Source organism: Shewanella loihica PV-4 (assembly GCF_000016065.1).
In the GTDB taxonomy this organism is placed as follows: Bacteria; Pseudomonadota; Gammaproteobacteria; order Enterobacterales; family Shewanellaceae; genus Shewanella; species Shewanella loihica.
In genome coordinates, this window is sequence record NC_009092.1 from 2,373,104 (window position 1) to 2,398,627 (window position 25,524).

Annotated in this window: 21 protein-coding genes and 7 tRNA genes; 21 read left to right on the plus strand and 7 right to left on the minus strand. The window is 53.1% G+C overall.

What is annotated here, in order from left to right; all coding sequences use genetic code 11:
- Positions 1–109: 109 nt before the first annotated feature.
- Positions 110–700, minus strand: coding sequence for a DNA endonuclease SmrA (smrA, locus tag SHEW_RS10635; protein ID WP_011865852.1), 591 nt, complete (start codon positions 698–700; stop codon positions 110–112).
- 488 nt (positions 701–1,188) lie between these two features.
- On the opposite strand from smrA, the gene SHEW_RS10640 reads away from it, so the two are divergent.
- Together SHEW_RS10640 and SHEW_RS10645 are read left to right on the plus strand one after the other, a co-directional pair.
- Positions 1,189–1,755: a YybH family protein gene (locus tag SHEW_RS10640; protein WP_011865853.1), complete on the plus strand. Its 567-nt coding sequence runs from the start codon at positions 1,189–1,191 to the stop codon at positions 1,753–1,755.
- Complete coding sequence (locus SHEW_RS10645) at positions 1,748–2,227, plus strand: YchJ family protein (protein WP_011865854.1); 480 nt, start codon at positions 1,748–1,750, stop codon at positions 2,225–2,227. The genes SHEW_RS10640 and SHEW_RS10645 overlap by 8 nt, the downstream gene beginning before the upstream one ends.
- Positions 2,228–2,350: 123 nt before the next feature.
- Here the strand turns inward: SHEW_RS10645 and SHEW_RS10650 are convergent, their stop codons facing one another.
- The 3 genes from SHEW_RS10650 to SHEW_RS10660 all read right to left on the minus strand — a co-directional run bounded on the left by SHEW_RS10650 (position 2,351) and on the right by SHEW_RS10660 (position 5,548).
- Positions 2,351–4,540 (minus strand): putative bifunctional diguanylate cyclase/phosphodiesterase, encoded by a 2,190-nt coding sequence (locus SHEW_RS10650; protein WP_011865855.1) that lies wholly within the window; start codon positions 4,538–4,540, stop codon positions 2,351–2,353.
- A 159-nt stretch (positions 4,541–4,699) separates the two neighbouring features.
- The gene (locus tag SHEW_RS10655; protein ID WP_011865856.1) at positions 4,700–4,987 is read right to left on the minus strand and encodes a DUF406 family protein; all 288 of its coding nucleotides are present in this window, start codon (positions 4,985–4,987) and stop codon (positions 4,700–4,702) included.
- A gap of 72 nt (positions 4,988–5,059) precedes the next feature.
- Positions 5,060–5,548 carry a VC2046/SO_2500 family protein gene (locus SHEW_RS10660; RefSeq protein WP_011865857.1) on the minus strand — a complete coding sequence of 163 codons (489 nt, stop codon included), beginning with the start codon at positions 5,546–5,548 and terminating at the stop codon, positions 5,060–5,062.
- A 125-nt stretch (positions 5,549–5,673) separates the two neighbouring features.
- On the opposite strand from SHEW_RS10660, the gene SHEW_RS10665 reads away from it, so the two are divergent.
- The 4 genes from SHEW_RS10665 (at position 5,674) to SHEW_RS10680 (ending at position 7,354) form a co-directional block, all read left to right on the plus strand.
- Positions 5,674–5,758, plus strand: a tRNA-Tyr gene (locus SHEW_RS10665).
- A gap of 31 nt (positions 5,759–5,789) precedes the next feature.
- A tRNA-Tyr gene (locus tag SHEW_RS10670) sits at positions 5,790–5,874 on the plus strand.
- A gap of 40 nt (positions 5,875–5,914) precedes the next feature.
- Positions 5,915–5,999: transfer RNA gene (locus tag SHEW_RS10675), tRNA-Tyr, on the plus strand.
- 293 nt (positions 6,000–6,292) lie between these two features.
- The gene (locus tag SHEW_RS10680; RefSeq protein ID WP_011865858.1) at positions 6,293–7,354 is read left to right on the plus strand and encodes a PLP-dependent cysteine synthase family protein; all 1,062 of its coding nucleotides are present in this window, start codon (positions 6,293–6,295) and stop codon (positions 7,352–7,354) included.
- A gap of 141 nt (positions 7,355–7,495) precedes the next feature.
- Here the strand turns inward: SHEW_RS10680 and queE are convergent, their stop codons facing one another.
- Positions 7,496–8,164, minus strand: a complete 669-nt coding sequence (gene queE / locus SHEW_RS10685; protein ID WP_011865859.1) for a 7-carboxy-7-deazaguanine synthase QueE — start codon at positions 8,162–8,164, stop codon at positions 7,496–7,498.
- Between the two features lie 184 nt (positions 8,165–8,348).
- On the opposite strand from queE, the gene queC reads away from it, so the two are divergent.
- Positions 8,349–9,032, plus strand: a complete 684-nt coding sequence (queC, locus tag SHEW_RS10690) for a 7-cyano-7-deazaguanine synthase QueC (RefSeq protein WP_011865860.1) — start codon at positions 8,349–8,351, stop codon at positions 9,030–9,032.
- Positions 9,026–9,610, plus strand: a complete 585-nt coding sequence (gene rrtA, locus SHEW_RS10695; protein WP_011865861.1) for a rhombosortase — start codon at positions 9,026–9,028, stop codon at positions 9,608–9,610. Before queC ends, rrtA begins: the two co-directional genes overlap by 7 nt.
- A 126-nt stretch (positions 9,611–9,736) precedes the next feature.
- On the opposite strand, the gene uvrB is transcribed toward rrtA, so the two are convergent.
- Complete coding sequence (gene uvrB, locus SHEW_RS10700; RefSeq protein ID WP_011865862.1) at positions 9,737–11,755, minus strand: excinuclease ABC subunit UvrB; 2,019 nt, start codon at positions 11,753–11,755, stop codon at positions 9,737–9,739.
- A gap of 744 nt (positions 11,756–12,499) precedes the next feature.
- On the opposite strand from uvrB, the gene SHEW_RS10705 reads away from it, so the two are divergent.
- From SHEW_RS10705 to gloA, 13 genes are all read left to right on the plus strand, one after another.
- A tRNA-Asn gene (locus SHEW_RS10705) sits at positions 12,500–12,575 on the plus strand.
- A 42-nt stretch (positions 12,576–12,617) separates the two neighbouring features.
- A tRNA-Asn gene (locus SHEW_RS10710) sits at positions 12,618–12,693 on the plus strand.
- 26 nt (positions 12,694–12,719) lie between these two features.
- Positions 12,720–12,795: transfer RNA gene (locus tag SHEW_RS10715), tRNA-Asn, on the plus strand.
- 24 nt (positions 12,796–12,819) lie between these two features.
- Positions 12,820–12,895 (plus strand) — tRNA-Asn (locus SHEW_RS10720).
- A 116-nt stretch (positions 12,896–13,011) separates the two neighbouring features.
- Complete coding sequence (locus SHEW_RS10725; protein ID WP_011865863.1) at positions 13,012–14,940, plus strand: EAL domain-containing protein; 1,929 nt, start codon at positions 13,012–13,014, stop codon at positions 14,938–14,940.
- Positions 14,941–15,023: 83 nt separating this feature from the next.
- Positions 15,024–15,602, plus strand: coding sequence for an electron transport complex subunit RsxA (rsxA, locus tag SHEW_RS10730; protein ID WP_011865864.1), 579 nt, complete (start codon positions 15,024–15,026; stop codon positions 15,600–15,602).
- A 2-nt stretch (positions 15,603–15,604) separates the two neighbouring features.
- A complete protein-coding gene (gene rsxB / locus SHEW_RS10735) occupies positions 15,605–16,174 on the plus strand; it encodes an electron transport complex subunit RsxB (protein WP_011865865.1) in 570 nt (189 codons plus the stop codon).
- Positions 16,168–18,780, plus strand: a complete 2,613-nt coding sequence (gene rsxC / locus SHEW_RS10740; protein ID WP_011865866.1) for an electron transport complex subunit RsxC — start codon at positions 16,168–16,170, stop codon at positions 18,778–18,780. Before rsxB ends, rsxC begins: the two co-directional genes overlap by 7 nt.
- A gap of 2 nt (positions 18,781–18,782) precedes the next feature.
- The gene (gene rsxD, locus SHEW_RS10745; protein WP_011865867.1) at positions 18,783–19,835 is read left to right on the plus strand and encodes an electron transport complex subunit RsxD; all 1,053 of its coding nucleotides are present in this window, start codon (positions 18,783–18,785) and stop codon (positions 19,833–19,835) included.
- A gap of 20 nt (positions 19,836–19,855) precedes the next feature.
- Positions 19,856–20,494 carry an electron transport complex subunit RsxG gene (rsxG, locus tag SHEW_RS10750; protein WP_011865868.1) on the plus strand — a complete coding sequence of 213 codons (639 nt, stop codon included), beginning with the start codon at positions 19,856–19,858 and terminating at the stop codon, positions 20,492–20,494.
- On the plus strand, positions 20,487–21,185 hold the full coding sequence (locus SHEW_RS10755; RefSeq protein ID WP_011865869.1) for an electron transport complex subunit E: 699 nt from the start codon (positions 20,487–20,489) through the stop codon (positions 21,183–21,185). Before rsxG ends, SHEW_RS10755 begins: the two co-directional genes overlap by 8 nt.
- A 3-nt stretch (positions 21,186–21,188) precedes the next feature.
- Positions 21,189–21,830, plus strand: coding sequence for an endonuclease III (gene nth, locus SHEW_RS10760; protein WP_011865870.1), 642 nt, complete (start codon positions 21,189–21,191; stop codon positions 21,828–21,830).
- Between the two features lie 591 nt (positions 21,831–22,421).
- Positions 22,422–22,832 carry a lactoylglutathione lyase gene (gloA, locus tag SHEW_RS10765; protein WP_011865871.1) on the plus strand — a complete coding sequence of 137 codons (411 nt, stop codon included), beginning with the start codon at positions 22,422–22,424 and terminating at the stop codon, positions 22,830–22,832.
- A gap of 58 nt (positions 22,833–22,890) precedes the next feature.
- On the opposite strand, the gene SHEW_RS10770 is transcribed toward gloA, so the two are convergent.
- Positions 22,891–25,401 carry a TonB-dependent receptor plug domain-containing protein gene (locus tag SHEW_RS10770; RefSeq protein WP_011865872.1) on the minus strand — a complete coding sequence of 837 codons (2,511 nt, stop codon included), beginning with the start codon at positions 25,399–25,401 and terminating at the stop codon, positions 22,891–22,893.
- Between the last annotated feature and the right edge of the window lie 123 nt (positions 25,402–25,524).

Here is a 25,524-nt window from a genome sequence, read left to right on the forward strand (position 1 = left end):
AATTTGAGACAGTAGAAACAAAAAATCACCTCCTCGGAGGTGATTTTTTTTAAACTAAACACTATTAAGGCAGCAACAAGCGCTCTCAAAAATTAAGAGCCTTGCTAGGTTAAGCCCAGCGGTGTGTGCCCTTAGCATGTTGCTCTGCGGTGTCTAACTTATCTTGCTCCGATTTCATTAGCATCACCATCATGGCACCTGGACCGCCCCAGGCAGCTGGCGCACTATGAAAGGCCTGCACCACCTCTAACTCGGCAAGCCAGGCAGCAACGTAAGATTTGAGCTTAGCGGGAATAGGCTGACTATTCACCCCTGTGCCGTGGATCACGATAAGGTTTCTTAGCCCTGACGCCTGACTGTTTATCACAAAATCGAAAAGCAGCTCTCTGGCCCTGGCTAGACTCAGGCCGGTTACATCCAGATCCGCCTGCACATCATATTTTCCCTGGCGAAACAGCTTAAACACCTGTCCCTGCACGCCCTGTTTCTTAACGCTCACCACGGCATGTGGCTCTAGCGGCGTAATATCATTTAGTTCGAGGGACAGTTTCTCAAGCGCTAAGCGCCGCTGCGCATCATGATGACGCTGCTGCCCCTCAGCGCTCAAACCACTCTGAATTGGCGTGACCGCATTACTTGCCTTTAACGGCTTAACACCATGCATAGAAGCGAGAAATAAAGCGCTTTCATCTTCACTCATGCCTATCTCCTTCACTTCTGTCTTTCACTAACACGCCGGGGCCCGCTATGGTGTTTTTGTTACGAGCGACACCGCCTAAAAGCTCACTATTTAGTATTAATAGCAAATCGGCAAGTCACTTGCGGAGTCAAACACTCAGCCAATCATGAAACCAATCCCTACATCCAATTACAGCATACAGGCACCCGGTCAGGTAAAAGTATCCGTTTAGGCTCAGCAAAACTCAAGTGCGCTATAGGGGAGGCCCATTCAAGCGACTCAAAAATCACCAATCCATGGTCAGCAACCTGGTAGGTTTTGCATTTCATGTCTTATGAGGCACAGAAGCCTTGATGCTTGTAAACATCGAGAAAAGAGGTGATTAGCGGTAAAGTTGCAGAAAAAAGCAACGCCCAGTGCTAGAGACACAATTTGTTAAGAACTAAATCTTTCGCATCAAAAGGCCATGGATTATAGTGACCCTAGTATTAGCAGCAGCGTATAGCTAAATGAAACTCTTCAAATTTGTCCTTGTCTTGGGGCTCTGTGCTCTCAATTTCCAAGCCTTTGCCCAAAAGAATGACAATGATGCCTTAAATCAATTCTATAAGCAGTTCAGCGTCGCCTTTGAACAGCTAGACGCGGCCGTGATTCAAGATATCTACGCGGAGAATGCCTGCTACATTCCCGAGCAACAGAACAAAGAGATCACCATGGGGCGCGATAACATTATCGAGCTCTACAAACGCTTCTTTGGCAAGATTAAACATAAGAATGCTCAGATAGAAGTGGATTTTCGCGTGGTCGAGCGCCAGTTAGACAAACAACAGGCGACCGATGTGGGCTACTATCTTATCCGCTTCTATCCGCCTAAAGAAACCGAAGAACCCGTGAGCGAGTTCGCCGGTAAGTTTGTCACCGTCTCCAAGAAGAAGGCAGATGGCAAATGGTACCTCACGGTAGATACCAACAATCGCTCGGAACCGTCGTTTTACTATAGTGCCAAGCCGTTACCTAACCTCTATTATGGCCGTCAGTTTTCGACCCTAAACGAGTCAAGCAGCAATCATGATTAACCCCTCCCTCCCATGCCCCTGTGGCAGGTCGGTGAAAGATAAACCCCTAAGCTACAACCAGTGTTGTGAACCTTTTCATCTCGGGGTCATTGCGCCGGATCCCGAATCCTTGATGCGCAGCCGTTATTCGGCTTTCGTGCTCAAGTTGCACAAGTATCTGATTGCGACCCATCATCCCGATTATCTGGACGGACTGAGTGTCGAGATGCTCGATGAAGAGAATCATACGAGTTGGCTGGGGCTAAGCGTTAATCGAAGCAGCAGCGCTCAAGATGCGGGAATGGTAGAGTTTCACGCCTGGTACCAAGGTAGCAACGGACTGAACGCCATTCATGAAATCTCAGACTTTGTGAAGCAAGATGGTCGCTGGTGGTACACCCAGGGCGAGCAACTTGTGCCCAAATACCCCAAACGCAACGCTCCCTGTGTCTGCCAGAGCGGCAAGAAATTTAAGCAGTGCTGTCTTAAATAGTTAGATTGGTCATTCAGCCAAACTGGCTATAACGGCTTATACACAACAAGGCTGAGCGCCCACGCAAACTTTCACGTATAAACCACTACCGCAGCGGATTAGTTAGGAATAGCTATAGTTGTGTCAGTGTAGCGGCGTCTCGGCATTGGCTCGCAGGAACTGGCTGAATTCGGCCTCTCTAAGGGCTGGGCTGTAGAGGAAACCTTGGGCCTGATGACAGCTCAATGCCGATAGGAAAGATTCCTGCTCTGCGGTCTCGACCCCTTCGGCCGTCAACGACAGATTAAGCGCCTTAGCCATGGCGATGATGGCGCTGACGATCTCGCGGCTCTCACGGCTGACACTCAGATCTGAGATGAAGGATCTGTCTATCTTAAGCTTAGAGATGGGGAACTGCTTGAGATAACGCATCGAGCTGTAACCCGTGCCGAAATCGTCGATCGCCAGCCCCACCCCTAGCTCGGCCAGCTCCTTGCAAAGATGCGTCGCATAGACCACATCTTCCATCAGCTCGGTCTCGGTGATCTCTAAGATCAGGGTATTAGGGCGAATACGGTAACGGGTAACCAGCTGCCACACCTGATCGTAGAGCTGAGTACTGAAAAACTGCCGCGCCGATACATTCACATGCATAGAGATGTTGATGTTATGATGCTGCCACAGGTTGAGCTGACGGCAGGCGGCCTCTAACACCCATTCGCCTATGGCGGCGATCATGCCGGTTTGTTCGGCGATATCGATAAAGGCGCCTGGATAGAGCACCCCCTTCTTGGGGTGGTGCCAACGGATCAAGGCCTCAGCGCCGATATAGGCCTGTCGGCCGAGATCTTTAAGCGGCTGATAATATAGCTCAAACTCACGATTCTTCAGCGCCGCCTGCAGATCCCGCTCGATCTGTGCATCCTCTTTGAAGGTGTTTAACAGGGCATGGTTGAAGATCTGTATCGCGCTGCCCTGCTTCTTCTTGGCATATTGCACTGCGATATCGGCGCAGGTAAGCGCAGAGAACCCTGCCTCCAGGGCATCGATTTCGACCACAGAGAGTGCAGGTTTAGCCTCAAATGATTCGGCGCCCACCTGCACAGGCAGGCTCAGCTGATGATAGAGGCGCTTGATGGCATAATCCAGGCTCTGCTCATCCTCTACTCCTTGTAGCACCAGGGCAAACTCATCGCTGCCCACACGGGCCATCAGCTCCGCCTTCTTGACGCTGGCGAAATGTTTGATACGACGCGCCACCTCGATCAACAGGCTATCGCCCTTCTCGTGACCATAGGTATCGTTGAAGCGCTTAAAGCCTCTGAGATCGATCAACATCAGGTGGCCGCTACGGAGTTTTTCCAAGGCGCGATTGAAATAGCTGCGATTATAGAGGCCCGTCAGCGAACAGCGCCAGGCTAGACGCTCGAGTTCATTCTGCTGCACCAGCTCTTCCGAGCAATCTTCGGCGGTCACCAAGGCGTAATGGTTGCCCCTTGGCGTGGTGAAGGGACGCACCCGATAGCGCAGCCAGTAGCTCTCGCCGTCGCGACGGGTCAACTGGGTGTTTCCCTTGGTGATCTTGCCTTGCTTAACTTGGGCCAGTACCGCATCGGCCTGCACCGGCGATTGCTTAAAGAAATCCAGACAAGCTAGCGATTTGCCTAAGATCTGCTGCTTAGGCACCCCAGAGATAGCGTGATGGGCGCCGTTGACGTATTCAATCTTATCCGTGGCCAGATTGACTACCATACTGATCTGTTCAGACTGCTCTATCGCCTTCAAGAACAGACTCAGGCGTTCGTCTGTGTCGTAGGCTCTCTGGGTGGCCAGGGTCAACGCCAGCTGATCGGCGACTTGAGAGACGATATGGATTTCGCTTTCCGGCCATTCATGGGGATGCAAAGATTCGAGATAGAGCACACCTTCAAGATGGCCATTGATCCGAATCGCCACATCGAGATGGGACACCACAGCGTTGGCCGTCAGATGCTCACGAATCTCGGCGACGCGGCAGTCCTGCTCCACGTCGATCACATCTATGATACGACCGCGTTTGAGTTGTTCGAAATAGTTAGGACAGAGACCCTGTGCGGGACGCGAAGCATGATTCAGAGAAGACTGATTAAATGAAGCTTGGCTTTGAGAACCCGAAAGAGCTATGAGCTCACTGGTCTCGCAACCGGAAAACAGGCAAACACCTATGTTGTCGACCTTCAGGGATTGACTGAGCAGATCACAGGCAAGCTCGGCCGTCTCTTTAAACTGGCCTTCTTGTTTTTGCGTCGAATTGACTATCGTTTCAAGCAGATGTTGAAATTGTCGCTTGGTCATAAAATCCTACTGCCGATAACCTTTGCCAATAAAAAGGTTATCAAGGTAAAAACCGCCAAAGACGGTACAACATAGATGTTATTGTTATTATTTAACGTTCAATTTGTGCACATTACACGAATAACTAGCTAATTAGCAAGCAAATATAGCAAGCCCCTATTAGAGGCCATGCTCGAGTTGAAAAATCATCTTCTCGGCGCTGTAACCAAAGGTCAGACGTAGCTCCAGGGCGCCTTCTACCGCCTTAATGTCACTCTCCACACCCTCGAAACGCTGTTTGGCCGCTTCAGCCAAGGCTTGCAACTCACTCTGGGCCTTGTCACCCTCGCGAACCAGAGTCAGTACTGTGTCAAATTCATCGATCACAGCGCCTATGTCGGCATAGCTGCCACAATCGTTACAGGTATCGTTGACTAACTCGGATTGACCTTCTTGAATCTTCTTCATTTTGACGCTTAACCTTTTAACTGAAAATGCTCTTAGCTATATATAGCAAAACCCGAGCGTTCGCACTTAAAACTAAGCCAAAATGTCTCCTAACGCACGTTGCCTGACGATCTGCTCGGTAAAATGGGGCAGCTCCATCACAGGTGCATCGGCGTCGAGTTCATTATGAAAACGTGCCAGGGTAACGGGATCGCAGTTAGCCAACACCTCTTGCATCGCCAGTGGATCTCGCCCTCTATGCACCAAAGGCTCGGGGTTTAAATATTGCTGTAGATGAAAACCACAGAGACCCGCTTGATGAAACTGCTCACTATTATCTCTGTCTTCACCCAGATGCAGTGCGCTGGTCAGGGGCTGAGCGTCCGGTAACTCAAACTGACGCTTGAGTTTCGCTTCAAGATCACTGGGGGTTTGCTCCAGGTTAAACTGCGCCATATCGCGGGCGTCGTTAGACAACATGGCCAGCAGCAGACCAAATTCGCCCCGGCGATGATCGACTATCGCCTGGTTGAGTCGGGTCCCCAATTGATTTTCGTTGATGATCAACTGACTAGTTCGCATAAAAAAACATCAATAAAACAGCTCGTTGCTATTTAATCGACCGCTTGCGCCATAACTTTAGTAATTATTTTAAATTGGGGCTTTACAGCGCCAACGATTCTGACTACTATTGCCGCCGCAATTGAGGAGGGGTTCCCGAGTGGCCAAAGGGATCAGACTGTAAATCTGACGGCTCAGCCTTCGAAGGTTCGAATCCTTCTCCCTCCACCATTTGCCTACAATGTATTAAAGAGATACTCGTGGAGGGGTTCCCGAGTGGCCAAAGGGATCAGACTGTAAATCTGACGGCTCAGCCTTCGAAGGTTCGAATCCTTCTCCCTCCACCATCTTTATCTTGTTATTACCTTGTACTGCTGTAAAAAATATGGAGGGGTTCCCGAGTGGCCAAAGGGATCAGACTGTAAATCTGACGGCTCAGCCTTCGAAGGTTCGAATCCTTCTCCCTCCACCATTTTTTCTCCCGCGTTATCTTAGCTTTATCCTAAACCTCAGTTTTATCTTAAAACTTAGCTTCCCCGTTTGTTTTACCTATTGCCATAAAACGCATCTGTTTTTAAGGAAAACTAATTCATCCCGTTTGCTACCCACTGCAACATACTGCTTAAGCCATTTTCCAGTCGATCCTTCAATCATCACAACAAGCGCCCTCGACGCTCGGTCGCATTTCTTTTCGATTTTCCTTTTCGTTATAATTTATTTCGTTAAGCTATAAGGTCTATCCGCTCAATAACCTCAGGAGCCACAATGGATCAATCTTGGGTCAACCAGGCCATCGCAAAGATCGAGGCTGATTATCAACGCAGTGCAGACACTCATCTGATCAAGCTGGAACTGCCCATGCTGCCCTGCATCGATATCTACCTAAAAGATGAAAGCACCCATCCCACAGGCAGCCTCAAGCATCGCCTGGCGCGCTCTCTGTTTCTCTACGCCCTGTGTAACGGCTGGATCACCCAAGATACGCCCATTATCGAATCCTCCTCCGGTAGCACCGCAGTGTCCGAGGCCTACTTCGCACGCCTGCTGGGGCTGCCCTTCATCGCCGTGATGCCCGCCTCGACCGCCAAGAAGAAGATCCAACAGATCGAGTTTTATGGTGGACGCTGCCATTTCGTCGAGCATTCGAGTCAGATCTACGCCGAGTCACAACGCCTGGCCGAAGAGCTATCGGGCCACTATATGGATCAGTTTACCTACGCAGAGCGAGCCACCGACTGGCGCGGTAACAACAATATCGCCAACTCTATCTTCGAGCAGATGCAAAGAGAGCCGCATCCCGTCCCCAGCTGGATCGTGATGAGCCCAGGCACGGGCGGCACCTCGGCCACCATAGGCCGCTATATTCGTTACCAGTGTGCCAAGACCAAGCTTTGTGTGGTGGACCCAGAAAATTCGGTGTTCTACGACTATTACCATAGTGGCGATGCCAGTATCAGCTGCGCCGGCGCCAGCCGTATCGAAGGCATAGGCCGTCCGCGGGCAGAGCCCTCTTTTATCCCAGGGGTTGTCGACCATATGGTCAAGATTGATGACAGCGCATCGATCGCCACCATCTATTGGTTAGAGACGCTGATCGGCCGCAAGGCAGGCCCTTCGACCGGCACCAACCTCTATGGCGCCCTGCAACTGGCGAGCGAAATGCATGCCAACGGCCAAACCGGCTCTATCGTTACCCTGCTATGCGACTCGGGAGATCGTTATCTCGATACCTACTACGACAAGCAATGGGTAGATGAGCATATCGGCGACATTACTGAGTATCAGGCCAAGCTAGCGGCCTTTAATGAGTCGGGTCATTTGGAATAGCCAGCCTGTCTGACCAATTCTCAAGCAGGAACTTTAGAGAAGATAAGTAGGCTCTAGGAGTCACAAACGAAAAACGGCGCCTTTAACTGTTTACTCCCGGTTGGCGCCGTTTTTTTATGTGAATATAAGTGTCTCTGATACTTAATCGATATTCAGATATTTATGGGTCTGAATAGAGAGGCGCCAGTTACGCTCGATGCAGACCTTCATCGCCAGCTCGGTGGCGCGGGGCTTCTGGCTAATCGGCTGCAGGCAGATGGTCTTGCCTAGGGTATCAATGCCTTTAAGCAGCTCGTCGAGCTCCTCGATATGGGAGGCCTTGGCTACCGGGTGTTTGATCTCATCGGCGCGTTCCAGCGCCTGCTCTAACACCTTATAACCGCCCTTCATGTTGATCTTAGGCGACACCGTCACCCAGGCACGGGGATCGACTAACACGTCGAAGGTCCCGCTTGTCTCAATTTGACACTGCATGCCGGCATCGGCAAAGGCCTGAGTCAAGGCGATAAGATCATAGATACAAGGCTCGCCGCCGGTGATCACCACATGTTTGGCGCTAAAGCCCTGCACCTTGAAGTGCATCAACAGCTCACGGGCATCCAGCTCGGCCCAGCGGCCGATGGCGCCATCCACCTGGATCACTTGCTCAGAGGAGACGCGGTTCTCGGCTAAGGTTTCCCAGGTATGTTTGGTATCGCACCAGGAACATCCCACAGGGCAGCCCTGCAGACGGACGAAGATCGCCGGCACGCCCGTGTATACCCCTTCACCTTGGATGGTTTCAAAAACTTCATTAACCGGATACTTCATCTTAAACCTCGTCACTTGCGGGCGGCTTTTATAGAAGATTTTGCCCCTACAAGCAAGTATAACCCCATTAATTCCCCAAGGTTTCACCAATTTGTCCATGGCTTAGGCGGATCGCCACAAGAAAATTTGCAAGGCCTTCATGGTCAGTTAAACTATCGACAAATTTTCTATCCGGACAGAGCAGATGTCTAAAGCTGTTGTTGTGTTTAGTGGCGGACAAGACTCCACCACCTGTTTAATTCAAGCCCTGAATCAATATGATGAAGTGCATGCGGTTACCTTCGATTATGGCCAGCGCCACAGCGAAGAGATTGCCACCGCCGCCAAGCTGGCCAAGGACCTCAAAGTCGACAGCCACAAGATATTAGATGTAACCGTGCTGAACGAGCTGGCTATCTCTGCCCTGACCCGTGATGCCATTCCCGTATCCAACGAGCTGATGGATAACGGCCTGCCCAACACCTTCGTGCCTGGGCGTAACATACTGTTTCTCACCTTGGCCGGGATCTACGCCTATCAGCTGGGCGCCGAAAGTGTGATCACCGGCGTGTGTGAAACCGACTTCTCCGGCTATCCAGATTGTCGCGATTCATTTATCAAGGCGATGCAATCGGCGCTCGAGCAGGGAATGGATCGTGAACTTAAGCTCGTCACTCCCTTAATGTGGCTTAACAAGGCCCAGACCTGGGCACTGGCAGACAAGTACCACAGCCTGGAGCTGGTTAGAGACCAGACCCTCACCTGCTATAACGGTATCGTCGGCAGCGGCTGCGGCACCTGCCCCGCCTGCCTGCTGAGAGCCAAGGGACTGAATGACTATCTGGATGACAAAGCAGGTGTCATGGCCGAACTGGACGCAAAATGTTAGGTCGGCTGACGTCGCGCGCTACGCCCTATGGCGTGGTGCTGGGGATCAGCATACTCTGCAGCCTGCTCTACTTTCTCCACCTTGACGGCACGCTCGCCTTTCGCCGCAGTGCCATCGCGCACGGAGAGTGGTGGCGCCTGGTTAGCGGCAATCTGCTGCACACCAATCATTGGCACCTGCTGATGAATCTGGCGGGTCTGTGGGTGATCAGTTTTCTGCACGAGAACCACTACCGCGCCGGTAATTTCACCCTGCTGTTTGCCTTGCTCTGTCTGCTACAGGGACTGGGGCTCTACTGGTTTTTCCCCATCTTAGGCGGTTATGTAGGCCTCAGCGGCATGTTGCATGGTTTATTTGCCTACGGCGCCCTCAAAGATATTCAGATGAAGATCCGCTCCGGCTACCTGCTGTTTGCCGGCGTCTGCTTTAAGGTGGCTTATGAGCAATATTACGGCGCCACGGATCAGATCACTAAGCTGATCGATGCCAGGGTCGCCACCGAGGCGCATCTAGTAGGCGTGATCAGCGGCGTGCTGGTCTTTTTGCTCTATCGTCTCATCAGGCGACTGGCGCGCTAATGACCAGGCACTAATGACAAAGCGCTAATAACCTAGTTAAGGCATTGCTTATAACATTGGCTCTGAAAAGATAAAAAGGCTCACCTAGGTGAGCCTTTTCTTTGTTGCATCGCTTATGCGTGTGTACTAAGCCTTAATCAGCGCCTCGCGCAGGGCCAGCACTTCATCACGTAACGCTGCCGCCTGTTCGAACTCCAGATCCCTGGCATGCTGATGCATACGCTTCTCCAGCTCATCGATCTGATGGCTGAGGCTGGACGCGTCTTGCTTGGCATAGGTAGTTCTGGACTCCGCCACCTTCTGGTATTTCGGCAACACCTTGGCGGTATGCTCGTTATAGTCACCCAGATCCATCACGTCGGCGATCTTCTTCGACACCCCTTTTGGTGTGATGCCGTTGGCCAGGTTAAACTCACGCTGTTTCTCCCTGCGACGCTCAGTCTCACCGATCGCCTTGGCCATCGACTTAGTCATATTATCGGCGTAGAGGATCACCTTGCCGTTCACGTTTCGGGCGGCGCGACCTATGGTCTGAATGAGGGAGCGCTCTGAGCGCAGGAAGCCTTCCTTATCGGCATCTAAGATGCACACCAGGGAGACCTCGGGCATATCCAGGCCCTCCCTGAGCAAGTTGATGCCGACCAGCACATCAAATACACCCAGGCGTAGGTCGCGGATGATCTCCACCCGCTCTACCGTATCTATGTCTGAGTGCAGATAACGAACCTTGACACCATGCTCATCGAGATACTCGGTGAGATCTTCCGCCATACGTTTGGTTAACGTGGTCACCAACACCCGCTCGTTCACCGCGACGCGCTTGTTGGCTTCAGACAGAAGATCGTCCACCTGAATTGCCACCGGGCGCACCTCTATCTCGGGATCCAGCAGGCCTGTCGGCCGCACCACCTGCTCGGCGATCTCCCCGTCACTCTTATCCAGCTCATACTGCGCCGGGGTTGCCGACACGAAGATGGTCTGTGGCATCAGGGATTCGAACTCTTCGAACTTGAGCGGACGGTTATCCAGCGCCGAGGGCAGACGGAAACCATACTCCACCAGATTCATCTTGCGCGAACGGTCACCCTTATACATGGCGCCGATCTGCGGCACTGTTACGTGGGACTCGTCGAGGATCAACAGGCCGTCGGCTGGCAAATAGTCCAGCAGGGTCGGCGGCCCCTCGCCCGGGCGTCTGCCAGAGAGATAGCGGGAATAGTTTTCGATGCCGGAGCAGTACCCCAGCTCTGTCATCATCTCAATATCGTATTGCACCCGCTCAGAAATCCGCTGCGCCTCGATAAGCTTATTATTGTCCAGCAGATACTGCTTGCGCTCTCTGAGCTCCTGCTTGATATCCTCTGTAGCCGCCAGGATCTTCTCTCTGGGCGTCACATAGTGGGTCTTAGGATAGACAGTGGTGCGCGCGATGCGCTGCAGAATATGGCCGGTCAAGGGATCAAACAGGCTGAGACGGTCAATTTCATCGTCGAACAGTTCGACACGGATCGCCTGCTTGTCAGATTCGGCCGGGAAGATATCGATCACCTCACCGCGCACCCTGAAGGTACCGCGATCCAGCTCGATATCGTTACGGGTATATTGCAGCTCGCTCAGGCGCTGCAGGATCTCCCTCTGGCCCATAAAATCGCCCTGACGCAGATGCAGCAACATCTTCATGTAGGATTCAGGGTCGCCCAAACCATAAATGGCCGATACAGAGGCGATCAGCACCACATCGCGCCGCTCAAGCAACGCCTTGGTGGCAGAGAGTCGCATCTGTTCGATATGAGCGTTGACCGAGGCATCCTTCTCGATAAAGGTATTGGTCGACGGCACATAGGCCTCGGGCTGATAATAGTCGTAGTAGGAGACAAAATACTCGACGGCATTATTAGGAAAGAACTCCTTCATCTCGCCATAGAGCTGGGCCGCCAGGGTCTTGTTGGGCGCCATGATGATAGTTGGGCGCTGCATCTGCTTGATAACATTGGCGATGGTAAAGGTTTTGCCGGATCCCGTTACCCCAAGCAATGTCTGGTTTGCCAGCCCGGCATCCAGGCCGTCGACAAGTTGCTTGATTGCCCCAGGCTGATCGCCAGCCGGGGCGTATTGCGAAACGAGATCAAATGCTGATTCACTCAATGGTGCACTCCTTTATAGCTGTGCACCTATCTTAAAGTACCCACAGCTATTAGCCAATGAGACGGTTCATTTTCTTATTAGGCAGAATTCACCAAAACACCCCATAAATGTCATCGGTTTGTCATGTAAGTTTTGTACAAGGAGGAAATTCACGCTTCATGGTCAAAAAACAGGCTAAAACTCACGCCTGTAGCCAATTTAATACACAAGTGAAGGGCCAAAACTCATTACATATCTGTAACGTCTTGCAGATAATTGCATTAAGGGGCTTGATTTTCATAAGTTGTTGATAATTGGTGCCAATATTAAGATGCGCTAATTCTTGTCATTTTAAGTACAACCCGCAGAGCCACTGCGTTTGCCCGGCGATTTAGTGCCTAACCCACAGGCTTATCCACAGATTTAGTGGATAACTCCCGCAACCTCAGGATAATCGCGGCTTTAGCCCCTTTTACACATAGCCGCCCTTTTCTCTATAGGGATGTAATTTTACTACATTTGAAAACCCAACCTATCAGAGGAGTGTCGTCGGCAGTCATATAGCGTCAGCATAAAATGCCAATAGCCGATAAATTTCAGCCAGATATGGCCGTTAAAGCAACAAAATGCGCACTTAGCGATCACTGTGCGCATTAGATGAGCACTTAACAGCATAATTACACTTTTTTTGCCAAGTCGAGTTGACTCATGTGTAAGAGCGATTTAATATGCGCTCCGTCTTCAACGACGAGTCGCTTACACGATTCCCCAGTAGTTCAGTCGGTAGAACGGCGGACTGTTAATCCGTATGTCACTGGTTCAAGTCCAGTCTGGGGAGCCAAAGCGTCAAATCGAAGAAGATGAGTTAGCTATAATAAGATGTTCCCCTGTAGTTCAGTCGGTAGAACGGCGGACTGTTAATCCGTATGTCACTGGTTCGAGTCCAGTCAGGGGAGCCAATATAGTTAACCATATAAGTATCAATTCCCCAGTAGTTCAGTCGGTAGAACGGCGGACTGTTAATCCGTATGTCACTGGTTCAAGTCCAGTCTGGGGAGCCACTTATAGCATAGAGAAGTATCTACTCCCCTGTAGTTCAGTCGGTAGAACGGCGGACTGTTAATCCGTATGTCACTGGTTCAAGTCCAGTCTGGGGAGCCACCTTCTTAAGTTTTATCCTCAGCGTTAACCTAAAAAACTCATCGGCCATAAAGCGTTAGACTATCTGTTTCAAATTTAGCTAGAATGAGCAGTCGATCAATTTAGGTTACTTTCTTATGGGCGTTGGAAAATCTATACATCTATTGCTGATAACGGCTTGTCTTGCCTTGACGGCGCTGGCCTATCTCAACCAGCGACAAGAGATCGCCGCAATAGCCGACTTCCAACTCAAGGAATATCAGGCCGATCCCATCTGGCAACAGCCCCTACCCGAGCAAGGCCAAGCACTCTTTACGTTGCTGACTAAGCAATACGAGTTTCAGTTCTTCCAATATGTGCACCAATTAGACGGCAACCTCAACTACACCCAGGGCGAACTTATCGCCTCAGGTACGGATCTGGCCACAGTGCTCTTTAATCAGCCAAGGGAAAACACCCAAGCACTGCCCCAAGGCCGCCTGCAGGTGAAACTCTCCAGCCGCACCATAGCCAAAGATGCACTGACTCATTTTACCCAAACTCTTATCTGGATAGTCGGTGGCTATCTGGCCCTGGCGGTACTCTTTACCCTCTTGATGGCCAGACAGAAGCGGACCATAGGCTATGCGGTCAATGCCCTGGACGGTTTCGCCGAGCTTAAATTTGATGCCATCGCCCATTCACGTTTTCACGGCGAACTCAAACCCTTAGGCAAGGCACTGGAGCATTGCCGCGTCGCCCTGCATGACAAGTTCGATCAGCTGCAGCAACAGACAGAGCAGCTTAATCGTGAGGCCTATCAAGATCCTGTCACCCTATTTGGCACCCGCCCCAAGTTTACCGAGAAGCTCGACGCCCTCGCCAAGCCCGGCAAGTCGCGCATCGGATTGATGGCGATGATCAAGGCCACCGAACTGGGCCATGTTAACCAGAGCCAGGGCCGCGCGGCGGGCGATGACTACCTGGCAGGCGTCGCCACCTGCATCCGCAAGGCGCTGCAGGGAATGCCCAATATCGAGGCGTTTAGGATCAGTAGCGCCGATTTTGCCGTCTTCATACCGGATCTGGTACTAAAGGATGCCCAGCAGCCGCTGGAGAAATTAAAAGCCCAGTTCGATGAGTACCAGCAAGGCAGCGATCTCGAATCGGTAGCCTATATCGGCATGGTGCCCTATGAGCAAGGCGGCGACGCCCTGTCTCTGGTCTATATTGCCGATGCCGCCGTCAGCATCGCCCAGACACTCGGCCCCAACAGCTATCATGTGCAGGAGAAGCTCAGCGACGAGGAACTGGTTGGCGATTCCCATTGGAAACTGGCCATCGAAGATATTATCAAGCGCCGAGCCATCAAGTTTCACGCCCAGGATATTCAACCCTGTCGCGGCGCCGACAACGTCTATCGCGAGCTGCTGTCGCGCTTCTATAGCAGCGAGGGCAAGTTTCTGCCCACTGGCACAGTGATCGCCATGGCCGAGCGTCATGGGCTCAGCGTAGAGCTGGATAAGATCATCATACTCAGCACCCTGCGCCTGTTGCTCGACACCCCAACCTTCACCGGCGCCTTAGGGATCAACATCAGTACCGCCTCGGTCAACCAGCCCGCCTTTACCGCCTGGCTGAAAGATATCTTCGTGCGTCAGCGCCAGATCGCCTCGCGCCTGGTGTTGGAGGTGAATGAGGCGGGAATGCAGGCCAATATCCGCCAGGCCCATAAGTTTGTGCGCGACATGCACAGTGTCGGCGCACGGGTGGCGGTCGAGCACTTTGGCATGGGGTTCACCTCCTTCAAGTTCTTTAAAGAGGTCAGGCCCGACTTTATTAAGCTAGATGGCAGTTACTCACAGGGAATAGACACTGATAGCAACAATCGCTTCTTCGTGAAGATGATAGTCGATGTGGCCCGTAAGCAATCGGTGAAGGTGATCGCCTCCAGTATCGAGCGTCAGGAAGAGAAGTTTGCCCTGGAGCAGCTTTTAGTGGACGGCCTGCAAGGCTTTTACATCGCTAAGCCTAAACCATTCACCGTAAAGGATGAACAATCTGCGCGCAGTCAGACGGCGGGATAAATAATCCCTTCATTCTTTGTGTTGTTTATCCCGGCCGAAAGGCCGATAATAGCCCGTAAATTAGATATAGATAACCCATTGAGATGAGCGAATATCTCCTCCTATTGGTCGGCACAGTGCTGGTCAACAACTTTGTATTAGTTAAATTTCTCGGCCTCTGCCCCTTCATGGGGGTCTCGAGTAAGTTGGAATCGGCTATCGGCATGTCGATGGCGACCACCTTCGTGCTCACCCTTGCCTCTATCTTAAGCTACCTGGTCGACACCTATCTGTTGACCCCTTTCGATCTTAGCTATCTGCGCACCATGGCCTTTATCTTGGTTATCGCCGTCGTGGTGCAATTTACCGAGATGCTGGTGCAGAAGACCAGTGCCGCCCTGCACAGGGCTCTGGGTATCTATCTGCCGCTGATCACCACCAACTGCGCCGTATTGGGTGTAGCCCTGCTCAACGTCAACGAGAAACACGACTTTATCGAGTCGGCCATTTATGGTTTTGGCGCGGCGGTCGGTTTCTCCATCGTCTTGATCCTCTTCTCTGCCATGCGTGAGCGCCTCGCCGCCGCCGATGTTCCGGCGCCTTTCAAGGGCGGCGCCATCGCCATGATCACCGCAGGCCTGATGTCTCTGGCCTTCATGGGCTTCACAGGTTTGGTTAATTAAGCATGAGCCAAGTTATTATTGCCATCATCCTATTAGGATTACTCGCCCTCGCCTTCGGGGCGCTGCTGGGTTACGCCGCCGAAAAATTTAAGGTCGAAGGCGATCCCATTATCGACCAGGCCGAGGCACTGCTGCCGCAAACCCAATGTGGCCAATGCGGCTACCCAGGCTGTCGCCCCTACGCCGAGGCGATCGCCAACGGCGAGAAGATCAACAAGTGTCCGCCGGGCGGCACCGCCACCATGGAGAAACTTGCCGAGTTGATGGGCGTCGACCCAGAACCGCTCACCGCCAACGCCGAGACCCAGGTGAAGAAGGTCGCCTTTATCCGCGAGGCTGAATGTATCGGCTGCACTAAATGTATTCAGGCCTGTCCGGTCGATGCCATCTTAGGCACAGGCAAGCAGATGCACACGGTTATCACAGACTACTGCACAGGTTGCGATCTGTGTGTCGAGCCCTGCCCTGTAGACTGTATCGACATGATCCCAGTCGCCGAGACACTGCAAAACTGGAGCTGGCAGCTCAATGCCATACCCGTGGTCAATATTAGCGAGGAATCTAAGTGTTAACCTTGTTAGAACAGATAGATAAAGGCACACTCTGGCGTATCCCCGGCGGTATTCACCCACCCGAACATAAAACGCTTTCCAACCAGAGCAAGATAAGCCGTTTGCCCCTTGCGGACCACTACCTCATTCCAGTCCCGGGCGTCGGCGAAAACTGCACATTAGCCGTGAAAGTCGGCGATACTGTCACCAAGGGACAGCCCCTGACCCTGGGGGAAGGCTTTCGCCATCTGCCGGTCCATGCCCCTGTCTCAGGCAGAGTCGTCGCCATCGAGGAGCGCGCCAGCAACCACGCCTCTGCACTACCCGTGCTCACCTGCGTGATTGAAAACGATCATCAGGAAAAGTGGATCGAAAGCGTTCATACGCCACTGAGTCTTGAACAAGTGGCCGAGATGGACAACGACGACATCATCAGGCGGATTCAGTCGGCTGGCATAGCGGGCCTTGGCGGAGCCGCCTTCCCAACCCATATCAAGCTCAAACCGGTCAGCGAAATTGAGCTGCTGATCATCAACGGCGTCGAGTGTGAACCCTATATCACCTCTGACGACAAACTGATGCAGGAAAGCTGCGATGAGATAGTCCGCGGTATAGAGATAGTCCATCAGTTACTCAGCCCGAAACGCATTATTGTCGCCATCGAAGATAATAAACCCGAGGCCGTCGAGCAGATGGGCCATGCGCTCAACCGCAGCCAGCTGCCGAGTCACTGCGCGCGAGTGAGCAAGATCCCCACGCTCTATCCGTCGGGCGGCGAGAAGCAACTTATTCAGATCCTCACAGGACAAGAGGTGCCATCGGGCGCCATTCCGGCCAACCTGGGCATTCTGGTGCAAAACGTCGGCACCGCCTACAGCATAGCCCAGGCAGTCTATCGCAACATGCCGCTGATCGAGCGCGTAGTCACCCTGACGGGCCAAAATATCGCTAAACCCGGCAACTACTGGGTCCCTATCGGCACGCCAGTCGAGCACCTGCTAGAGGTGGGTCAGTTTAGAGGCGATGCCAATGCCCCGGTGATCATCGGCGGCCCCATGATGGGCTACATGCTGCCGAATGTAGCGGCGCCTATCACCAAGGGCACCAACTGTGTTCTGATGCCGAGTGAGCAAGAAGTAGCCCCGCCGAGTCCGGAGCAGCCCTGCATCCGCTGCGGCGAGTGTGCCCAGGCCTGTCCGGCGCAGTTGCTGCCCCAGCAGCTGTTCTGGCATGCCAAGGCCCAGGAATATGACAAGGCTGCCAGCTACAATCTGCGTGACTGTATCGAGTGTGGCTGCTGCAGCTATGTCTGCCCTAGCGACATTCCACTAGTGGAATATTATCGCGTCGCCAAATCTGCCCTGCGCCAAGAGGCGGAAGAGAAGAAACAGGCGGAGCTTGCCAAGCAGAGATTCGATTCCCGCACCCTGCGCCTCGAGCAGGAGAAACAGGCGCGTGAAGAGAAGGCCAAACAGGCGGCCGAGCGTCGCAAGGCGCAGATGACAGGCTCTGATAAAGATGCCGTCGCCGCCGCCATGGCAAGAATCCAGGCCAAGAAGGCCGCAGAAGCCCAAGCCTCGGCAGGCGCTACGACAGAGAAGCCACAAGACAAGGTCGCAGCAGCTATCGCGAGGGCCAAGGCTAAGAAGGCCGCGCAGAAAACTTCCAGCGAAACAGAAACTGAGACGAGCGAGCAGCCAGCATCACAAGTCAAGGGTGCCGACAATAGAGAATCGGCCGCTGTGAGTCAGAAAGAGAAAGTCGCCGCCGCCATCGCCAGGGCCAAGGCGAAGAAAGCCGCACAAGACACGGCCGATACCACTGAAGCAAGCCAAGCGCCCGCTCAGCAAGGTGCTGAGACTGCGCCATTGAGCCAGAAAGATAAGGTCGCGGCGGCAATCGCCCGCGCCAAGGCCAAGAAAGCCGCTCAGGCAGGCGCTAATGATCAGCAAGCCGCGACTGTTGAGCACAGGGACGAGCCAATTGAGCGCACTGGCGAGACTGCTAAGCCAAGCGAAAGCCAGAGTGCTAGCACAGACGATACCGAAGGCACCGAGAAGGCAGATGCTGCGGCTGCTAAGAAGGCAAAAATTGCCGCCGCCATTGCTAAGGCTAAAGCCAAGAAGGCACAGCTGGACGCTGGGGCTTCCGATGAGCCAGACGTCATGACCCCAGCTGAGGATATTGAAGCCAACAGTCCTGAAGCCATCAAGAAGGCAAAGATAGCCGCGGCAGTCGCCAAGGCCAAGGCGAAGAAGGCACAGCAAGCCGGAGCAGGCGATGAGCCAAAAGCGGAAATCACAACTGATGCAGAGCCAGCTAAAGCTGAGGCGAACGATGATGCCGAGGCCGGTAGCCCTGAAGCGATCAAGAAGGCCAAGATAGCCGCCGCAGTCGCCAAGGCCAAGGCGAAAAAAGCCGCTCAGGCAAGCGCAGGTGATGAACAACTCGCGCCCAGTGAAAGCCAGACCGATATCGAAGACTTTGCCGATGCAGAAGACGTTGCCGATACCAGCAGCCCAGAGGCGATCAAAAAGGCCAAGATAGCTGCCGCTGTCGCCAAGGCCAAGGCGAAGAAGCTGGCTAAGGCCGAGGCAGAGACCCCAAACAATGAGCACAAGGATTAATCATGGCATTTAAGTTGGCCTCATCGCCACACCTATCCACCAAGGCACAAACCCGTGGCCTGATGTTTAAGGTCATGCTGTGCGCCCTGCCCGGCGCGCTGGCCCAGTGCTACTTTTTCGGTTGGGGAACCCTGATCCAGATAGCCTTGGCTATTGCCATCGCAGTGGCCACAGAGGCGGCGGTATTAAAGTTACGTGCGCGTCCCGTGGGTAAGACCATCCGTGATAACAGCGCGGCCCTTACTGGCCTGCTCATCGGTGTGGCGATTCCTGCCTTGGCACCTTGGTGGATTGCGGCCATAGGCGTAATATTTGCCATCTTAGTGGTCAAACAGCTCTACGGCGGCCTTGGCAACAACATCTTCAACCCGGCCATGGCCGCCTATGTGATGCTGCTGATCTCCTTCCCGATGCAGATGACCACCTGGGTCGCCCCAAGTGGCGCCGCCCTGCATGATCTGGGGCTGATGCAAAGCCTGAGTGTCATCTTTCAGGGCGCCGACGCCGAGCAGGTCCTCGCCTATCGCGCCGGTATAGACGGCGTGACCATGGCCACCCCTCTGGATGCGGTTAAGACAGGCCTCTCCACCGGCCTGACCCTGGATGAGATTTTAACTAAGGCCAGCTTTAGCGACGGCTTTGGCATCGGCTGGGCGCTAATAAACCTGGCCTACCTGGCTGGCGGTCTGGTGATGCTCAAGCTTAAGCTGATCCGCTGGCAGATAAGCACCGCCATCCTGGCCAGTTTGTTTGTCTGTGCCAGCATAGGTTATCTGCTGAGCCCTGATACCCACATGGGGCCCTTGCTGCATCTGTTTTCCGGCGCCACCATGTTAGCGGCCTTCTTTATCGCTACCGATCCTGTGACCGCAGCGACCAGCACCCGCGGCCGACTGATCTTCGGCTCCCTGATCGGTCTCCTGGTCTATCTGATCCGCAGCTTCTGCGGCTATCCCGATGCCTTTGCCTTTGCCGTGCTGCTGGCAAACCTGTGCGCGCCCTTTATCGATTATTATGTCAAACCCCGAGCCTACGGCCACAGAGCAAGCCGCTAAGCCCACGGCAGGAGTATGAAGTGAAACGTTCAATCGTCAAAAATGCTAGCTTATTGGGGTTATTCGCCCTCCTGTGTACCGCCTTGGTGGCCCTGGTTAACCAGTTTACCTTCGAGCGGATCAAGCAGCAGCAAGATCTCGAGCTGATGCGCACCTTGCATCAGATCATCCCTGATGAGATGCATGACAACGCGCTTATTGAGCACTGCATCCTGATCCAGGACGCCGATGTGCTGGGCATAGATGAGCCCCTGCCCGCCTACATCGCCAGCCAAGGCGGTGAGCCGGTAGCCATCGCCATGGAAACCGTCGCGCCAGACGGCTACAACGGTCAGATTAAGCTGATCGTCGCCATCGATGCCAAGGGCGAGGTTCTTGGCGTGCGAACGCTCAACCATAACGAGACGCCGGGCCTTGGGGATAAGATCGATCTGCGTAAGTCTTCCTGGGTACTCGGCTTTAAGGGCCAGAGTATTCAGGGCGAGCAAGATAAGCGCTGGGCGGTGAAGAAAGATGGCGGTCAGTTTGATCAGTTTACCGGCGCCACCATCACGCCAAGGGCCTATGTCGGCGCCGTCAAGCGCACCCTGGCCTATTTCAATGCCAACCAGCAGACCCTGTTAAACCGCCCTGCCAACTGTGAGGTCCAGTATGAGTAACTATCGTGATATCGCCTGGCAAGGACTGTGGAAGAATAATCCGGGCCTAGTACAGCTCCTGGGCCTGTGTCCACTGCTGGCGGTCACCGCTACACTAACCAACGCCATAGGCCTTGGGTTAGCCACGCTTGTTGTGCTGGTCGGCTCCAACGTGCTGGTCTCTCTGGTGCGAGAGTTTGTGCCCAAAGAGATCCGCATCCCCGTATTTGTGATGATCATCGCCGCGCTGGTGACCTGTGTGCAGCTGCTGATCAACGCCTATGCCTATGGCCTCTATCTGTCACTGGGGATCTTCCTGCCGCTTATCGTCACCAACTGTGTCATCATTGGCCGCGCCGAGGCCTTCGCCTCACGCAACAGCGTGGTTAAGGCGGCGTTCGATGGCCTGATGATGGGACTGGGCTTCACCCTGGTGCTCATGCTGTTAGGCGCTTGCCGCGAGATCTTGGGCCAGGGCACACTGTTTGACGGTGCCGATCTGCTGCTTGGCGACTGGGCTAAAGGGCTAACGATTCATCTCTGGCAGGTGGATACCAACTTCCTGCTGGCCATGCTGCCGCCCGGCGCCTTTATCGCCATGGGCTTTCTTATCGCCATCAAGAACATGATCGACAAGCAGCTCGAGGCGCGTAAACCCGCCTTAGAGGCCGCACCAGCCGTCACCCGCGCACGCATTACCAAGGTGAGTTAAGTTATGAATACCGAGAAGCGCCGCAAGATCCTGGAGATCTTTCGCGACAACAACCCTAAGCCAGAAACCGAGCTTAACTTCTCCTCTCCCTTCGAGCTGCTGGTTGCCGTCACCCTGTCGGCCCAGGCCACGGACGTGAGCGTCAACAAGGCCACCGACAAGTTATTTCCCGTCGCAAATACCGCCCAAGCCATCTATGACCTAGGCGTCGAGGGGCTCAAAGACTATATCAAGACCATAGGCCTGTATAACAACAAGGCAATCAACGTCATCAAGGCGTGCGAGATCTTGCTGGAGAAGCACGGCGGCGAGGTGCCCGAAGACAGAGAGGCGCTCGAAGCCCTGCCTGGCGTGGGTCGTAAGACGGCCAACGTAGTATTAAACACCGCCTTCGGCTGGCCGACCATTGCCGTCGATACCCATATCTTTCGCGTCGCCAACCGCACCAAGTTTGCCATGGGCAAGAATGTGGATCAGGTGGAGCAGAAGATGTTAAAGGTAGTACCAGCCGAATTTAAGGTAGATGTGCACCACTGGTTTATTCTTCACGGCCGTTATACCTGTGTCGCCCGTAAGCCGAGATGCGGTAGCTGTTTAATAGAAGAGCACTGCGAGTTTAAAGAGAAGGTCTATCCAGACGAATAGGCGTTCAGGCTTGAGCTAATACTTGAGCAATCTCTTTAGCAAATACTTAAGCAAACTCTTGAATAAAAATAAGCTCTCAAAGGAAAAAAGCCGCAGATGCGGCTTTTTTCAGGCTCAGTAGCGAGGGGTCGCTGCTGAGCTATACCTATCACGGTAAGTAAGTGATCAGAAATAGCACGGGAAAAACGTTCGAGAACAAGGCAGCATTTTTTGATAAGTAGTTATTCTACAATCACAAATGATAACACCGTTATCGGACGTTTTAACACGCTAGAGTGATCAGTTATTTACTACGATTGGTATCAAAACATACAGACAAAAAACACGGATAGAAACAGTGCTATGGTGGCCGTTAATCCCAGGGCCATTTTCAATTCGTTTGGCATCGACAACTCCTCTAGTAACCAAGCTCAATTATCTCAGCCATCCGGGTTAACACCAGTGACATCACCCCATTCTGTGACAGGGATCATGGCGATTTACACCTGTTATTCCCAGGCTGTCATGGGATAAGCAAACCGATAGCACAGATTTAAATGGCGGATAAATAAGGTATACTTGAGCCTAGCATTCCCCTAAAAAGAGGTCCTTATGGCACAACTTTTACACACCATGCTGAGGGTCGGCAATCTCGATCGTAGCATACATTTTTACACCGAGATCCTGGGCATGAAGCTGCTGCGCAAGTCCGAGAATCCAGAATACCGCTATACCCTGGCCTTCGTTGGCTTCGACGAAGAGGCGACTGGCGCCGCTGTGGTCGAGCTCACCTACAACTGGGACACGGACAAGTATGATCTCGGCACCGGCTTTGGTCATCTGGCCATTGGCGAAGAGGATATCTACAGTCGCTGCGCCGCCATCGAAGCCGCCGGTGGTAAGGTGACCCGTCAGCCTGGCCCGGTTGCCGGTGGCACCACTGAGATAGCCTTCGTGGAAGACCCTGATGGCTACAAGATTGAGTTCATTCAAATGAAATCTGCCCAGCACGGCTTAGGCTAATCTTGATACTCACATAAAAAAAAGCGCCCTAGGGCGCTTTTTTATTTCCAACTGCTCGTTAGAACTTAACGGTTACACCGCCGTAGATCTGACGACCGATAGTGTCGTAAACCTCAGGCACTGTGCCTGCTTCGTTACCACTTGCCACCATCACTGGCTTCTCGTCGGTGAAGTTCTTCACGCCTAGACTTGCCGTAATGCTGTCGTTGATGTGGTACATACCCGAGATGTTGTGGTACAGCACTGAATCAACTGTGTCACCATAGTTGATGTCATCCATCTCACCGATAAAGCGGTTAGAGTACATCAGACTCCAGTCACCCTGGCCGGCCTTCACGCTGAAGTTGTTCTTCACCTTAGCGTAACCACCGAACATGCCGCCGATGGTGCCGGTGTAGTCGATGCCATCCTGTTCAAACTCGAGCAGGTAGGTCAGATCGTTGCTGATGCTCCAATCCAGACCCAGGCCTTCGAAACGGTAAGCTAGGTTAAAGTCGATACCACTTGTGTCTTGATAACCCACGTTGGTTAGCGGGTTAGTCAGGTTCTCCAGGTTACCGTCAGGGGTAATACCAAAGGTTTCACAAGCTGTAGTATCACCAGCGTGACAAGCATTCAGACCCGCTTGAACGTCCAGACGCGAGATGGCGTCTTTGATCTTGAAGCGCCAGTAGTCCAGCGTCAGTGACATGCCGTCGATATAGCTTGGCGAGTACACCAGACCAGCTGTGTAAGACTCTGAAGACTCAGCCTTCAGATCGGGATCTGAGGTGTAGTTCACCAAGATCTGTGGGTCTTGCTCGTTGCCCCAAGGATCGTCTAGGTAGTCGTATGACCCCACGTTACCACCGAACAGCTCGCTCACGTTTGGCGCGCGGAAACCGGTTGCCGCTACGGCGCGAAGCATAAGGTCATCGGTTGCCTCATAGGTCAAACCTATCTTCCAGGTCGATGCGTTACCAAAAGTTGAGTAGTCATCGAAACGCAGCGCAAATTCACCGGTCAGCTTGTCGGTGAAAGGTACACTCACCTCTTGATAGACAGACACCACGCTGTAGCTACCATCGGTAGGATCTTGCTGGGCTGCTGTGCCTTCACCGGCAACGATCACTGGATCTGGATTGTAGTAACCGCTGTCATGGCGATACTCGGCGCCAATCGCATAGGCCACTGGGCCCGCTTCCAGGTCAAAGGCTTCGCCGCTGATCACGCCTGATACTATGTGCTGCTCGTTACCGCCGGTAGTGCTTTCCAGGTAGCTGATGTCGTCGACGATAGCTTGAGACAGTGGGTCACCGCTGAACCAGGCATCCTGGTTGTCATAGACAGACTGCGCCATGTTCTTAGCGTTGATTGAGTTATGCACCCAGGTCTCTGCCTTGTTCTTACCATAGGTGTAAGAAAGATCCCAGGCGATGCCAGTGTGAACATCGAATTCACCGGCCAGACCCGCTGAGACGCGCAGAGTGTCAGTGTCTTGCTCATAGATACGGTTACCCGCATCTGTGGTTCTTCTGCGATATTCGACGCGACCTTGGTCGTCAGGCGTGATGCCACCGGCAACCATCTCGTCAGTTAGCGTGATGCAGTTACCAGTAGAAGTTGGCGTGCACACATCTAACATCACAGAGGCTGGCTGAGCCGCCATCATCTGCTCAGATTGACGTTTGGTGTAAAGCAGGTCGCCGGTAAAGACGATTTCGTTCGCAAACTCCTGGGTCGCGTTGGCGAAGAAGCTGTAACGCTCGTTAGGCGTCTGTAGCCAGCTGTCCTGGGTAAAGTCATAACCTTCGGTGCGATCGACCCAGTTGCCGTTCTCGTCTTGTACCTTGCCGCCTAATGAGCCGGTTGGGATGAAGCTACTGGCGCCCTTCTCGACCCAGTCGCGATCTTTTTGCATCACGCCACCACGGTCTGAATAAGCCACACCAAAGGTATAGTTACCACCGTCGGTATTGAATCCGTAAAGCGCACTGATCTCAACGTTTTCGCCGTCGCCCTTGTCGGTCGCGCCGCCATTTATGTCCAGCTGGAAGCCTTCAAAATCTTTCTTGGTGATGATGTTCACCACACCGGCAATGGCGTCAGAACCATAAACCGCTGAGGCACCGTCTTTCAGGATCTCCACACGGGCGATCATCGCCACTGGGATAGTGTTCAGATCCACTGCACTGTCGGCGCCCGAACCTGAGTTCACCATGCGGCGGCCATTTAACAGCACTAGCGTACGGCTTGCGCCCATACCTCGTAGATCCACCTGGGCGACACCGTCGGCACCATTGTTAGTGGTGGAGCCTACTGCCATACCCGCCATGGCAGGTTGCGCCTGCAGGATCTCATCAACCGAGTTGTAACCCTCGGCGCGAATGGCACTGGCGTCGATTACGGTAACAGGTGAAGCCGTTTCCATGTCTTGACGTTGAATGCGTGAACCCGTTACCGCGATACGTTCAAAAGAGGCACTTTCTTCGGCAGCAACGGCATTGTTGGCAACAAAATATCCGCTGGTCGACACTGTCGCAATTAAACTTAATTTAACTGCCGCAGCTAATCTGCTTGTTTTAATCATGTAGGTCTACTCCCTAATTCAATTTTTATTCGGCGCCGTTCTTTTATTTATTCAACGCTCGATTCGATACTCTCCTTTCACCCCAAATGCGTCAATCCACCAATTTATTAACCAATGAAAAAT

What these genes read in the sequence shown, in the direction of transcription:
- smrA (WP_011865852.1), bottom strand. Translation starts at nt 700, where the DNA reads ATGAGTGAAGATGAAAGCGCTTTATTTCTCGCTTCTATGCATGGTGTT.
- SHEW_RS10640 (WP_011865853.1), top strand. Translation starts at nt 1,189, where the DNA reads ATGAAACTCTTCAAATTTGTCCTTGTCTTGGGGCTCTGTGCTCTCAAT.
- SHEW_RS10645 (WP_011865854.1), top strand. Translation starts at nt 1,748, where the DNA reads ATGATTAACCCCTCCCTCCCATGCCCCTGTGGCAGGTCGGTGAAAGAT.
- SHEW_RS10650 (WP_011865855.1), bottom strand. Translation starts at nt 4,540, where the DNA reads ATGACCAAGCGACAATTTCAACATCTGCTTGAAACGATAGTCAATTCG.
- SHEW_RS10655 (WP_011865856.1), bottom strand. Translation starts at nt 4,987, where the DNA reads ATGAAGAAGATTCAAGAAGGTCAATCCGAGTTAGTCAACGATACCTGT.
- SHEW_RS10660 (WP_011865857.1), bottom strand. Translation starts at nt 5,548, where the DNA reads ATGCGAACTAGTCAGTTGATCATCAACGAAAATCAATTGGGGACCCGA.
- SHEW_RS10680 (WP_011865858.1), top strand. Translation starts at nt 6,293, where the DNA reads ATGGATCAATCTTGGGTCAACCAGGCCATCGCAAAGATCGAGGCTGAT.
- queE (WP_011865859.1), bottom strand. Translation starts at nt 8,164, where the DNA reads ATGAAGTATCCGGTTAATGAAGTTTTTGAAACCATCCAAGGTGAAGGG.
- queC (WP_011865860.1), top strand. Translation starts at nt 8,349, where the DNA reads ATGTCTAAAGCTGTTGTTGTGTTTAGTGGCGGACAAGACTCCACCACC.
- rrtA (WP_011865861.1), top strand. Translation starts at nt 9,026, where the DNA reads ATGTTAGGTCGGCTGACGTCGCGCGCTACGCCCTATGGCGTGGTGCTG.
- SHEW_RS10725 (WP_011865863.1), top strand. Translation starts at nt 13,012, where the DNA reads ATGGGCGTTGGAAAATCTATACATCTATTGCTGATAACGGCTTGTCTT.
- rsxA (WP_011865864.1), top strand. Translation starts at nt 15,024, where the DNA reads ATGAGCGAATATCTCCTCCTATTGGTCGGCACAGTGCTGGTCAACAAC.
- rsxB (WP_011865865.1), top strand. Translation starts at nt 15,605, where the DNA reads ATGAGCCAAGTTATTATTGCCATCATCCTATTAGGATTACTCGCCCTC.
- rsxD (WP_011865867.1), top strand. Translation starts at nt 18,783, where the DNA reads ATGGCATTTAAGTTGGCCTCATCGCCACACCTATCCACCAAGGCACAA.
- SHEW_RS10755 (WP_011865869.1), top strand. Translation starts at nt 20,487, where the DNA reads ATGAGTAACTATCGTGATATCGCCTGGCAAGGACTGTGGAAGAATAAT.
- nth (WP_011865870.1), top strand. Translation starts at nt 21,189, where the DNA reads ATGAATACCGAGAAGCGCCGCAAGATCCTGGAGATCTTTCGCGACAAC.
- gloA (WP_011865871.1), top strand. Translation starts at nt 22,422, where the DNA reads ATGGCACAACTTTTACACACCATGCTGAGGGTCGGCAATCTCGATCGT.
- SHEW_RS10770 (WP_011865872.1), bottom strand. Translation starts at nt 25,401, where the DNA reads ATGATTAAAACAAGCAGATTAGCTGCGGCAGTTAAATTAAGTTTAATT.